Annotated in this window: 14 protein-coding genes; 4 read left to right on the plus strand and 10 right to left on the minus strand. The window is 35.8% G+C overall.

All coding sequences use genetic code 11. The features are described from left to right. Positions 1–58: 58 nt before the first annotated feature. From BAZO_RS08905 to BAZO_RS08930, 6 genes are all read right to left on the minus strand, one after another. Positions 59–1,252 carry an ABC transporter substrate-binding protein gene (locus BAZO_RS08905; RefSeq protein WP_003331097.1) on the minus strand — a complete coding sequence of 398 codons (1,194 nt, stop codon included), beginning with the start codon at positions 1,250–1,252 and terminating at the stop codon, positions 59–61. 36 nt (positions 1,253–1,288) lie between these two features. Continuing rightward, the gene (locus tag BAZO_RS08910; RefSeq protein WP_003331098.1) at positions 1,289–2,068 is read right to left on the minus strand and encodes an enoyl-CoA hydratase-related protein; all 780 of its coding nucleotides are present in this window, start codon (positions 2,066–2,068) and stop codon (positions 1,289–1,291) included. Positions 2,069–2,088: 20 nt separating this feature from the next. Next, the gene (locus tag BAZO_RS08915) at positions 2,089–2,946 is read right to left on the minus strand and encodes a 3-hydroxyacyl-CoA dehydrogenase family protein (protein WP_003331099.1); all 858 of its coding nucleotides are present in this window, start codon (positions 2,944–2,946) and stop codon (positions 2,089–2,091) included. A 27-nt stretch (positions 2,947–2,973) separates the two neighbouring features. Beyond that, the gene (locus BAZO_RS08920; RefSeq protein WP_003331100.1) at positions 2,974–4,548 is read right to left on the minus strand and encodes a long-chain-fatty-acid--CoA ligase; all 1,575 of its coding nucleotides are present in this window, start codon (positions 4,546–4,548) and stop codon (positions 2,974–2,976) included. Positions 4,549–4,854: 306 nt separating this feature from the next. Next, positions 4,855–5,478 carry an enoyl-CoA hydratase/isomerase family protein gene (locus BAZO_RS08925; RefSeq protein WP_003331102.1) on the minus strand — a complete coding sequence of 208 codons (624 nt, stop codon included), beginning with the start codon at positions 5,476–5,478 and terminating at the stop codon, positions 4,855–4,857. 99 nt (positions 5,479–5,577) lie between these two features. Next, entirely contained in the window at positions 5,578–7,785 is a 2,208-nt protein-coding gene (locus BAZO_RS08930) for a helix-turn-helix domain-containing protein (RefSeq protein WP_003331103.1), read from the minus strand. A gap of 145 nt (positions 7,786–7,930) precedes the next feature. Between BAZO_RS08930 and BAZO_RS22365 the strand changes: the two genes are divergently transcribed. Continuing rightward, positions 7,931–8,092 carry a hypothetical protein gene (locus tag BAZO_RS22365; RefSeq protein WP_157382103.1) on the plus strand — a complete coding sequence of 54 codons (162 nt, stop codon included), beginning with the start codon at positions 7,931–7,933 and terminating at the stop codon, positions 8,090–8,092. A 32-nt stretch (positions 8,093–8,124) separates the two neighbouring features. Here BAZO_RS22365 and BAZO_RS22370 read toward each other — a convergent pair whose 3' ends face one another. Both BAZO_RS22370 and BAZO_RS08935 read right to left on the minus strand, forming a co-directional pair. Beyond that, positions 8,125–8,286 (minus strand): hypothetical protein, encoded by a 162-nt coding sequence (locus BAZO_RS22370; RefSeq protein ID WP_157382104.1) that lies wholly within the window; start codon positions 8,284–8,286, stop codon positions 8,125–8,127. Positions 8,287–8,353: 67 nt separating this feature from the next. Next, positions 8,354–8,524 carry a hypothetical protein gene (locus BAZO_RS08935; RefSeq protein ID WP_003331104.1) on the minus strand — a complete coding sequence of 57 codons (171 nt, stop codon included), beginning with the start codon at positions 8,522–8,524 and terminating at the stop codon, positions 8,354–8,356. Between the two features lie 159 nt (positions 8,525–8,683). Between BAZO_RS08935 and BAZO_RS08940 the strand changes: the two genes are divergently transcribed. Continuing rightward, positions 8,684–9,046, plus strand: coding sequence for a hypothetical protein (locus BAZO_RS08940; protein WP_003331105.1), 363 nt, complete (start codon positions 8,684–8,686; stop codon positions 9,044–9,046). Between the two features lie 73 nt (positions 9,047–9,119). Further along, positions 9,120–9,281 (plus strand): hypothetical protein, encoded by a 162-nt coding sequence (locus BAZO_RS22040; protein WP_087946156.1) that lies wholly within the window; start codon positions 9,120–9,122, stop codon positions 9,279–9,281. Between the two features lie 35 nt (positions 9,282–9,316). Here the strand turns inward: BAZO_RS22040 and BAZO_RS08945 are convergent, their stop codons facing one another. Both BAZO_RS08945 and BAZO_RS08950 read right to left on the minus strand, forming a co-directional pair. Further along, positions 9,317–9,619, minus strand: coding sequence for a hypothetical protein (locus tag BAZO_RS08945; RefSeq protein WP_003331106.1), 303 nt, complete (start codon positions 9,617–9,619; stop codon positions 9,317–9,319). Positions 9,620–9,989: 370 nt separating this feature from the next. Beyond that, the gene (locus BAZO_RS08950) at positions 9,990–10,931 is read right to left on the minus strand and encodes a DUF2515 domain-containing protein (protein ID WP_003331107.1); all 942 of its coding nucleotides are present in this window, start codon (positions 10,929–10,931) and stop codon (positions 9,990–9,992) included. A gap of 120 nt (positions 10,932–11,051) precedes the next feature. Here BAZO_RS08950 and recU point away from each other — a divergent pair, with 120 nt between their 5' ends. Then, on the plus strand, positions 11,052–11,657 hold the full coding sequence (recU, locus tag BAZO_RS08955) for a Holliday junction resolvase RecU (RefSeq protein ID WP_003331108.1): 606 nt from the start codon (positions 11,052–11,054) through the stop codon (positions 11,655–11,657). Positions 11,658–11,663: the final 6 nt, after the last annotated feature.

Raw genomic sequence — 11,663 nt, forward strand, 5'->3', positions numbered from 1 at the left:
ACTCCCTTCTTAAAAGGCAATGGCAGAAAAATTATTCTGCCATTGTGCTTTTTTCTATTTATTGCTCACTAAATTTCCAAGTGTTGTTCTCAATGGCTAACATTGAGAATCCATCTTCGTTTGGTCCAACATAAGACTTTGTATTAAATGTGCCTGATAGGCCGAGGTAATCGTTAACATTGTTTTGCAGGTATTCTGCAATTTGTTCAGACGTTGTATTTCCAGCCTTAATCGCTTCAAAAATTAAATTAAATCCATCGGCTGCATGTGCAGTAAAGTTATCCGGCTCACTATTGAACATTGCTTTGTAATCATCGCGCAATTTCATTAAGTTGTCTTTTTGCGGACCAGCTGGTAATTGATCAACAACACTTAATTTGGCACCTACAATAAAGATTTCTTCATTATCATCTTTCACTTGGTCTAAAAATCCTTGGTTTGCTGCTGCATTTGCTTGAATCATTGGGATATCAAAACCTAAAGACTTGAAGTTTCTTGCAACAATACCTGCTCCAGGTGTTCTTGACCAAACGATAATCGCCTCTGGATTGGCTTTACGAATATTTGTTAATTGAATAGTCATATCCGTAGCATTGGCATCAAATTCTTCATGAGCAACAATTTCAATATTATTTTCTGCAGCTACTTTTTCAAATGATGGCAATCCATCAACACCATACCCATCACGTGCATTAATCCAAGCTATTTTTGAAATATTTCTTTCTTGTAGGAAGTCTTTAATTAATTCACCTGCGGTTACATTGCTTGGTGCCATTTGGAAAACACCTTTAGTATCTGGGTTAATTGGTGCAGTTGTCATCAATGGAATACCTGCACCTGTAATTTTGGGAACAATTGCCATTGTTGTACTAGATTGTGTTGCTCCTACAATTGCGACAACACCTTCGGAAATTAACTTATCCGCTGCGACGACGGCTTTTGTATCATCCGTTTCATAGTCTTGCATAATAATTTGGATCTTCTTACCATCAATTCCACCTTGCTCATCAAGCTGTTTTTGTAATAGCTTCACTAGATTAGCCTGTGTTTTACCTAATGTTGATGCTGGTCCAGTTTCAGAAAAGATAGCCCCAATCTTGATCACATCACCCGCGCCACCTGCTTCTCCTTGACTGCTTTCACCAGTACTACTGCTAGAATTCGTTTGTGTATTTCCACAAGCTGTAAAAACTAATAGCAAAGATAACATTAAAGTTATGAGTAAAGACTTCCTTTTAAACAGCTTTTTCATATCCTAATTCCTCCTATTTTTACCCTAGATAGATGATTATTGGCCAGTATAGACAGGCTTTCTTTTCTCAACAAACGCTTGCATGCCTTCTTTACGGTCCTCTGTCGCAAAGGCATTACTGAAGCAGGCGCTTTCGATTGTTAACCCAGATTCAATGTCAACATTCGCACCAGTATTCACCGCTGTTTTAATCATGCGCAAAGCCATGATCGGCTTTTCCGCTAATCTTCCTGCCCATTCCTTTGCTGTTTGTAATACTTCATCGGCTGGCACTACCTTATGAACTAAATGAATATCCAAGGCTTTATCGGCATTAAACATGTCTCCAAAGTAAAGAAGTTCTTTTGCTACTCCCTGTCCAACGATTCTTTGCAGACGCTGAGTACCCCCGCCACCAGGAATAATTCCTAGTCCAACTTCTGGGAAGGCGTATTTTGCTTTTTCAGAACTGATGCGGAAATCACAAACTAATGCAAGCTCCAAACCTCCACCTAGAGCCAAGCCATTAATGGCTGCAATAACAGGTTTTGATATATTTTCGATTTGACTAAATACATTTCTAGAAATTTTATTCATTTCCATCATACCGACATGGGAGAGGTTCATCATTTGATGTAAATCCGCCCCTGCAACAAACGCTTTTTCGCCACTGCCAGTGATAATCACAACCTTCACTTCAGGGTCCATATCCAATTCTGACATTAAGGAACCCAACTCATTAAAAACAGCCGTATTTAAAGGATTTAGCGGTGGTCGATTGATCGTAACAATCGCAATATTATCTTCAATTTCACATTGTAAAAAATCGTAATTCATTTTGTAATTCCTCCAAATTTTTAGTTATTGTAATCGTAAAAGCCAGCGCCTGTCTTTTTACCTAATCTGCCAGCTCGTACTAATTGTTTTAATAATAATGGCGGTGCCCATTTATTATCGTTAAATTCCTTAGCAAAGTATTCCATGACGTAATAACCAATATCAACACCGGCATAGTCTTGTAGTGTGAATGGCCCCATTGGGTAATTTAAACCTAAAGTAACAGCCTTATCGATGTCTTCGGCTGATGCAACACCTTCTTCTAATAGCTTAATTGCTTCAATAAATTGCGGTGTCATAATCCGGTTCACAATAAAACCGGGTACATCCTTCTTCACTTCGATCGGCTCTTTTTTCAAACTTAATGAAAATTCTTTAAGCTCTGCTACTGTTTCATCACTAGTTTTATAGCCTCTAACAACCTCAACAAGCTTCATAATTTGAGCAGGATTAAAGAAGTGCATTCCTGCAACACGTTCTGGGCGCTTTGTTGCTTCAGCAATAAGTGTAATTGACATTGATGATGTATTTGTTGCCAAAATTACTCCTTCTCGGACGATCTCATCAAGCTGTGTAAAAACCTCTTTTTTCAAATCTAAATCTTCAATAACTGCTTCGATAACGATATCGGCATCCTTCATATCTTCAAGATTTGTTGTCGTTTGAATTCGAGCTAATGCCTCTGTTTTTTGTTCAGGCGTCATTTTCCCTCGTTCAACACTTTTACTCATGAACTTATCCATATTATTTAATGCTCTTTGGAGATATTCATCACTAATATCTCTTAAAATCACATTATAGCCATTGATTGCTGCTAAATTAGCGATACCTCCGCCCATTGAACCTGCGCCGACGACTCCAACTGTTTTGATATTCATTACAAACCTCCATATTTTTATGATCTATTATTTTGCTTGGTACTCAGACTGTAATTGACTTTTGAGATCTAGCTTTCTAATTTTTCCAGATGCGGTCATTGGAAAGCTATCAACAAATACAATTCGGTCTGGAACCTTATAATCTGCCACTCTCTCACTAATAAAATCTTTCATTTCAGCCTCCGTGAGAACTACATTGGGCTTCGGTTTTATACATGCACACGAGACCTCACCCAAAACTGAATCTGGCAATCCGACAATCGCCACTTCCATTACCCCTGGATGGGTATAGAAATATTCTTCTACCTCCCTTGGATAAATATTGTATCCACCGCGTATGATCATTTCCTTCTTGCGCCCAACGATGCGAATATAGCCTTTTTCATCTTGAGTGGCTAGATCACCGCTATAATACCAACCATTTTCATCCATTGCCTCCGCTGTTTTTTCTGGATCCTTATAATAGCCTTTCATTAGGCCAAAGCTGCGACAAGCTAATTCACCAATTGTATTTAGTTCGACCACATTTCTGTTCTCATCCACGATCTTAATTTCTACACCTGGCAATGGACGTCCAACTGTTTCAGCCCGTGTGATATTGTCGTCGTCAAATCCTGTTGCTGTTAAGGTCGGTGATGTTTCGGTCATTCCATAACCTACCAGTACATTCATTCCCATTTCTTTTCGAATACGATGAATGATTTCTACTGGACAAGGTGCCGCCGCCATTTCTCCAGTTCTTAATGATGAAAGATCGTACTTCTTAAAATTAGGGTGATTTAATTCAAGAATAAACATCGTTGGAACACCAGGATGGATGGTTACCTTTTCCTTTTCTATCAGGGCAAGCGCTTTTTCTGGCTTAAATACCTCCATTAACACCATTCGTGCTTCTGAAGCGACCGTTCTAAGAATAAACATAAGCCCCATAACATGAAAAACTGGTGTAGGCATTAAAAATACATCATCTGGTGTACATCTCATCCACTCCCCGCCAGCTACCGCTGTATGTACTAAATTTTTATGGGTAAGCATGGCGCCCTTCGGTTTTCCTGTCGTTCCAGAAGTAAATAAGATTGCGGAAACATCTTCCTTGGAGTCAATTTCTACTTCTGTAAATGGAACTCCCTTTCCTAATTCAAGCAAATCTTCAAAACTTTGAACTGATTCGGCTTTGAAACGGACCCCAATTAAATGTTGGAGGGTGGGGATGCTTTCTTTCAATTCAAGGTACTGTCCATAATGATTGATATCGTCAAACTCACGTGGGAAGAAAACCGCTTTTGCTCCCGATTTTTGAAGAATGTAGGCCACTTCACCAATTTTAAAGCGCGTGTTAAACGGGACTAGAATAGCTCCAATCTTTCCTAGCGCAAATTTAATTACGATAAATTCATGCCAATTGGGCAGGCTAACCGCAACACGATCACCCTTTTTTACGCCTAAAGTAGTTAATCCGGCCGCTAATTCAGTTGACTCCTTATCAAGTTCGGAATATTTCATTCTTCTAATCTCATCAACAATGACTTCACTGTCAGGGCATTTTTCAATGGCAGTCCGTAACAATTGTGAAACTGACATTTCATAGCGTAATTTAAACAAGTTCTCTTTCCCCCTCAATCGAAAAAATTCACACATTGCAACCGCTTCCAAATGATATCCGTATGTATCTAGCAAAGTTGTAACTCTAGTACAAAGATAAACAGCGATTGATAATTCAGATATTTTTCTATTTTCTGTAACTTGATTATAAATAATTACACTTTATAAAAACACCTACACGGTATATGAAAAGCACACCTCTTTTTCAGCAATTATACGGATTTATTATATTAATAGATTTAAAAAGTATAGAAATAAAAAAAAAGCACTCCCCTATGTTTGGGACTGCCTATATATATATTGATGTTAATACTTTCCACCATGGATTGTTTTTTTAGCTAACTTTTCAGCCCATTCTTTTGTTGTTCGCATTAATTGTTCATATGGGACAACTGAATTTACCAGGTTAATCTCCATTGCCTTTTGGGCATCAATCATCGTACCAAAGTAGAGAAGTTCCTTCGCTTTTGATTGTCCGACTATTTGTTGTAAACGTTGTGTACCTCCGCCACTTGGCAGAATGGCCAAGTTGACTTCTGGAAATGCAAATTTAGCCCGATCAGAACAAATAAGGAGATCACATGATAGGGCTAATTCAAACACTCCCCCAATGGCCAACCCATTAATAGCTCCCAAAACGGGCTTGGTCATTTTTTTTATAACACGATAAGCATAGTTAGATATTTGTGAGGGGTTAATGCTTCTATTTTCATTGAAATTAATTATCCTTCTTATTTTCTCTTTTGAATCAAATATCTTATCATTTTCAATCGAAATTACTGCAACATTAACGTCATCATCTCTATCTATTTCCATCATCACAAAAGCAAGTTCTTTATATAATTCATTGTTTAATGGACTATAAGGAATAAGATCAATAGAAACATATGCCACATTATTCATAATTTCATATTTTAATGAATCAACCATGTCTGTTCCTCCAAACAACAAAGTATATTTTCTACATTGTAAGACCGATTTTCATATTTTCATATGTATGCCGTGTACGAAACATCCCATTCAATTTCCTTAATTATTAGGAGCAACCCGTTGTAAGTCATAAAGTTTATAAGCCATCATTAAATTCAAACGCTCTTCTGAATCATTAATATCAACCTTCAATAAGGTTTGGATCTTTTCGATTCGATATTGTAATGTACTTCTGTGTATAAAAAGAGTATCTGCCGTTTCTTTTAAATTACCATTTTGAAAAAGATAAACTCGGAGCGTTTGAAACAAATCCACATTTTTTTGATCTGAATATTGTAATAAGGGCTTTAAATGTCGATTAATAAAATCTGAGGCAAAGTCGTTATTCTTTAAATGATAAAGTAAAGTATAGGCACCGAGCTTTTCAAATAATGCAAATCCGGTCCTGGGAATACGCTGATTAATTACATGGATAGCTTGTAGTCCCTGTAGATAACAATTGTAATATTCATGTATATCATTTGTTTTTCCGCCAACACCAATAAATAACTGACCTGATATTTTCTCCCTTTTCATTCTATTGTTTAAATATTCATATAGAGTATCCCAATATTTCTCAGGATTTTTCCGCTCTTTTGCCGATTCAACAAATAAAATAAAATCATCACCTTTATTTGAAAAGATAAAATCCGGATCAAACAGCTGCAAACTTGCTCTTAATCGTTCCCAGATGGATGACTTCTTTGCTTGTTGTTCTAGTAAATTACCTTTTTTTATTTCATCGTCATCAAGAATGATAGATAACACAGAAATTCTATATTCCTTCCGCAAATCCCAATTAAATAGATTTGCGTATTGCATAATACTTTTCGGATCTTCCACCTTTTTTGCTAATAATTTATTAATAAAGCTATCCTTGACCTGTTCTTTTGTATCTAAAACGATCTTTTGCTTAACAAATTGAACAGAATAAACATTCAATGCTAGTTCAATACTTATTCTGGCTATATCATCAAACTCATCAGATGGTATGTTGACAGCTAAATAGCCTAATAAATCTCCCGCGCCGTTCACTGGCCAAAAATGAAAATTTTCACTTCGGTCATTAGCAATCGGAATCATCATTTCATTTTTTCTATTATTCAATATTATTTTCTCAGCAAATTCACCAATTATCTGTAAGTCGCTTTCCTTTAGATTCATTAAGTTAAAGCTGAGCGGACGCAAAAACCGATCAAATAATATTACTGATTTTAATAACAGCTTGCTTAAAGCATCTGTAATTCCTTCAAACCCTTCTTGGTCCACTGTTTTTTTAATAAGCTCCTGGTGGTAGTCCAATAAGGAATGGAGCTGTTGTTTATGTTCTTTTTCATTCTTATATAATCTTGCATTCTCGAGCATTGAAGCAACATGGGTGGACATTAATTCCAAGACTTCAAAATCATCACTTGTAAAAACACCTTTACGCTTGTCCTCTACATGTAAAACACCGATTGTTTTCAAATTGATAACTAAAGGAACTGTAAGCTGTCCACCGCCTGGTGTTTCTAAACATGGAAAATGATGCTTTAAAATATAATCATCTGCAATTGCAATGATTTCCGGTTGTTTGACGACACCATATGCAGGTGATTGCAAAACAAAACAATCTTCTTTCTCATCAAATAGATAAATGCATGCTACTTTTGCTTTAGTGCCTTTGGCAGCACGTTCAACAATTCTCTCTACTAACTGTTCTATTGTGGAATCAATCAGGAGATTTTGGCTAAACCACTCGATACCAATAATTTTTTCTTTTTGTTTTTCCTTCCCTTTAGCAAGTGAGATAGCGACGGCCACATCTTTACTAAACTCATTAAATATATCATCCATCTCAACAAATAAAGGGACGGCTGTCGTAAAACCTATAACACAAAATCCCGAAATATGATTCGCTTCTTTTAAAGGGAGAGTGAACCAGGTTGTAATTCTTTCCATCATCAATAACCTTGAAAATTGACAATCTGGAATGTTAGAATTTTCTATCGTCAAGCTTTTTATCAATAACTCATTTGAACAATCTGAAATTTTTAACGGAAATGAATTTGCGAATGACTCCGAACCACCACTTATCGCCTTAGGAAATAACTGATGTTCCTCTTTCAAAAAAATACCAACAAAATCACAATGAAGTTCTGATCTAAATGAATTAATTAAATATTGTAAAGTCTCTTCCTCTGTGTCGAATTTCACCAGTTGTCTTGATGTAAGCCGAAGATGATTTTCAATTCTTTTTACTAAAATATCTCGTTTAGAAAGCTTCACTTTAATCTCTCCCTTCCATAACATATTTTAACAACTTTTTATAATATTTGAAATTTTACACCTTTTAATCTTTTACATTTTTTTATCTTTTTTTGGTGACGATATGATATGAAGTAATGAATTATAGTTTTAGGAGGTTTTATGAATGACGAATCAAAAAAAGAAACGTGAAGTATTTGATAAAAAGAAAAGTGCTGCTCCATTAGATGTTTTGGCAGAGGAATTTGGCAATGAGTATGCTGAGGCAACCTTCAGCAAAGAAGTCGATGCTTCCGAGCATGCTGCACGAGAGCGTTACGATCAATAAAGAAAAGCCGCCTGGATAATGGGCGGCTTTTCTTAACTTAAAAATTGATTAATTGCGATTTGCTCAAGCATAGATTCAATATTCAATAATCTTCCGGCCTGTTCATCGGTAAAATTACCACTACTTTGAAGTTGTAAAAGTGACGTTCTTTCGCTTTCGAGCTGTGTTTGCCAAGCTAATAATTTATCATCCATATATCACCACTCCCCTTTAAAGACAATTTCTTTATAGCTTAGGCATTAAATTATTCATTCATACACGTTACGATTCATGATGGAGTTTCTTTGACTTACTTCCAATTCTTGAACGATATTCCTTGCCTTTATTATTATTCCCGCTTTCCATCTCGACCCCATGCATTACATCATTTGTTCCAAGCTCCGGGGAACTTTGATTTTTACTACCATGTTTACTATTTCGATTTGTCGTCATTTTTGACCCACTCCTTTTTCGTTATTCCTTCATAGTTTGAATTTCCTTATTACATTTCATTCACACAAACAAAAAAGGGATATTTTTTAGTACAAATAACATAATTCTGATTCCCTCATAGAATAAAGTAATGACTTTTGTTTATTGGAGGAATTAAGGATGTACTATTATCAAATAGATTACGACTATTTTTACCGCCAACAAAATACAGCTAATCATATTTACAATGCCTTTCGGCAGGAACATGCCCACCTAATACATGAACTTGAAACTGCTGGGATGGATCAAGAAATGATCACATACATCATTTGGACTGTTATTCAATTCACACTGTCCCATGCACATCAAGTCAGCGGAACTATAAACAATAAAACAAATAATATATACGAAAGCATGATCCAACAAATTCAATGGTTAACTTATCTTTTCAGAGCCTATCGTTTTTCGACGAATCAAATGAGACGTGTATTACGCACAATCATCCGTTTTACTTTACAAGGGGCTTCAACAACAATGCGATAAATCGATGAATGAAATCATTGCAAAATCAAATATTAATAATGTACGAAGATTATAACTAAGAGGTGCATTGTTAATGCCATATCCACGGTATCAAAAGCAGCAAAAAAAGAGGCTGCATCCACGCAAAATACACAGTGAATTGGAGTTTTCTGAGGAATTAACAGAAACGAATTTAGATTTTGCAAATATGCAGCCAGTTCCACAACCAAAGGATTATGATGAAATTGAGTATTAGAAAAGAGGCTGTCATGCAGCCTCTTTTCTCTTTTCCTATAGAGTAAAAATACTTGCTATTTTATTCATAAATGGTTGCTTTTTTAATTTATAACTTTCAACAACTTCTATTTTCGTTTCATCAATTTGCGCTAAGAGTTCCATTCTCATTTCGATTAATTCTAGGCGAGATTCCAGTTGTTCCAATTCATTTCGATGCTGCAAGACCTGCATCGAAACAACATCATCCGCTTTTAGAGATAGCTGCCTTTCGATATCATCTAATCTTGATAAAAGCTTATCAAACCGTTCCTCCCATGCTTTCTGGGCTGCATTATCAAATTGACCGTTAACACCCATTTAAATCCCTCCCGATTTCCTTGTTTTTAGTTTAATTCTAGAAATTTTTCAAAGTCCCTTCACGGTTGACAAAACTAGTTTTTATTCGGCAAAAGAAGTGCAAATCCTTAAAAATAGTATAGATTCGACAACCACTATCAGTTTGTATATATTTTTCATCTAAATCAATAATAAAGAGGAGGCTTATCTACAAAAGGAGGAATAATCAAATCATGGCTAAAGAACAAAAGCAAAAGAAAAATTCCGGCGCTATACATGAAGAAACAAAAACAGGCTATGGAAATAAAAAACTTGAGGGGCCAAACAGACCGGCTGAATAGGAAAATCGGGGGCGAGCTAGACAATAGAAAAGTGCAATCAAACGCTTGGATCACCAAGCGTTTTTTGTAGTTAAAATAGAAATCGCATTATGTAGATGATTTTGTTTGTTTAAATACCAATTTGTAATCTGATATTTTTTTGGGGTTCGAATCGGCTTAAACCATTTCTCTGTTCTTTTGATAGGTTTGTACCAATCTGAAAAATCACCACGATGATGTTGAATAATTGGAAAAGCCATTCTTAAAAACGGGGTGTCCCTTCTTTTTCCCATACCGATATACTGTTCATAATCCTGCCTCGAGCCCGTATGCTCTGTTCGCTCAGAAAACTGTTTGAAATCATGATAATAGTCCGGATGGAACAATAGCCATGCTAATTTTTTCCCTAATCGAATTCTTTCATCGACATCTGTAAAATCATGAACAGAAAATCCATACAATTTTCCTGCTATCGTCGGAAACAAAACCGAACTATAATGTAGCCAATCCTGAACTAAAAATGGGAAAGAATGAAAGACCTTTCTTTTATAATATGGGTGGGAAATAACAGGCTTTTGAATAACATTTTGTTCATTAATAATTAGAGCAGCCATTAACCGCTTCCGGTCCTTCGTCTCCCAAAAAGTTCGCCATTCCTTTTGCATAAACTCTGAAACATGAAAGTATTTTAACAAATGAAAAAACGAGGTATTATATCGTTTTGATAATTCATGTAACATTAATTGCGGAAATGCGTCTAAAAAAATGAGCCAATTTGCCCGTTCATAGGTATGAAACATTTGCTCTCGCAAGCTTTTGGGCAGTACCTGCGGGAGGTAGATGCCCTTAAGATCAGTCATATTCCAACCGGCATTTCTTGAAACGATACTAGCTAAAAAGGACCATTCTATTTCAGGATTTCGAACATAATATCTATAATAATACTGAGTCCGTGAGATGTTATCTACATTGCCCTTAGCGACAATCCGATTGATGTAGGAAATCAAATTCAAAATAATTATCTCCTTTATTGTATTAACGTTTAGAGTACACAAATAACATGTGCGAAATTCAACAAAATATGCTATATTTAGTATTTTAGAGGAGCAATTTCCTGAGAGGGTCTGAAAAAGATGACGATTCGATATCCGAATGGACAAGCTTTTGTGCCACCACAAAAAAAGCTAACAACAGATATAAAAAAATTGACTTATAGTAATCGCGGTATGACTCTTGAAGAGGATATTAACGCAAGCAATCAGTATTACTTAGTCCAGGGTTTGGCTGTCATTCATAAAAAACCCACACCCGTACAAATTGTATCTGTTGATTATCCAAAAAGAAGTGCAGCCGTAATAAAAGAAGCATATTTCAAACAGCAATCGACTACAGATTATAATGGTGTTTACCGAGGAAAATATGTTGACTTCGAAGCAAAGGAAACACAAAATAAAACGTCATTTCCTTTGCATAATTTCCATGAACATCAGATTAATCACATGAAGGCTGTGTATAAGCAAAATGGGATTTGCTTTATTCTTTTACGGTTCTCCATTACTGATGAAGTGTTTTTTTTGGAAGCACAGCATCTTTTTTCTTATTGGGATGAACAATCAAAAGGAGGCAGAAAATCAATTCCTAAAAAATATATTGAAGAACGTGGGTACCCGATTTCAATCAGTCTCAATCCAAGAATTGATTATTTAAAAGTCATTGATTGCATCTATTTTAATCTATAGGAAGTT

The sequence above is a fragment of the Schinkia azotoformans LMG 9581 genome, from assembly GCF_000307855.1.
GTDB lineage: Bacteria > Bacillota > Bacilli > Bacillales > Bacillaceae_J > Schinkia > Schinkia azotoformans.

Excerpts from the sequence above, each read along its gene's own strand:
- BAZO_RS22040 (WP_087946156.1), top strand. The coding sequence starts at position 9,120 with ATGCCATATCCACGGTATCAAAAGCAGCAAAAAAAGAGGCTGCATCCA.
- BAZO_RS08945 (WP_003331106.1), bottom strand. The coding sequence starts at position 9,619 with ATGGGTGTTAACGGTCAATTTGATAATGCAGCCCAGAAAGCATGGGAG.
- recU (WP_003331108.1), top strand. The coding sequence starts at position 11,052 with ATGACGATTCGATATCCGAATGGACAAGCTTTTGTGCCACCACAAAAA.
- BAZO_RS22370 (WP_157382104.1), bottom strand. The coding sequence starts at position 8,286 with ATGGATGATAAATTATTAGCTTGGCAAACACAGCTCGAAAGCGAAAGA.
- BAZO_RS08910 (WP_003331098.1), bottom strand. The coding sequence starts at position 2,068 with ATGAATTACGATTTTTTACAATGTGAAATTGAAGATAATATTGCGATT.
- BAZO_RS08940 (WP_003331105.1), top strand. The coding sequence starts at position 8,684 with ATGTACTATTATCAAATAGATTACGACTATTTTTACCGCCAACAAAAT.
- BAZO_RS22365 (WP_157382103.1), top strand. The coding sequence starts at position 7,931 with ATGACGAATCAAAAAAAGAAACGTGAAGTATTTGATAAAAAGAAAAGT.
- BAZO_RS08905 (WP_003331097.1), bottom strand. The coding sequence starts at position 1,252 with ATGAAAAAGCTGTTTAAAAGGAAGTCTTTACTCATAACTTTAATGTTA.
- BAZO_RS08935 (WP_003331104.1), bottom strand. The coding sequence starts at position 8,524 with ATGACGACAAATCGAAATAGTAAACATGGTAGTAAAAATCAAAGTTCC.
- BAZO_RS08915 (WP_003331099.1), bottom strand. The coding sequence starts at position 2,946 with ATGAATATCAAAACAGTTGGAGTCGTCGGCGCAGGTTCAATGGGCGGA.
- BAZO_RS08925 (WP_003331102.1), bottom strand. The coding sequence starts at position 5,478 with ATGGTTGATTCATTAAAATATGAAATTATGAATAATGTGGCATATGTT.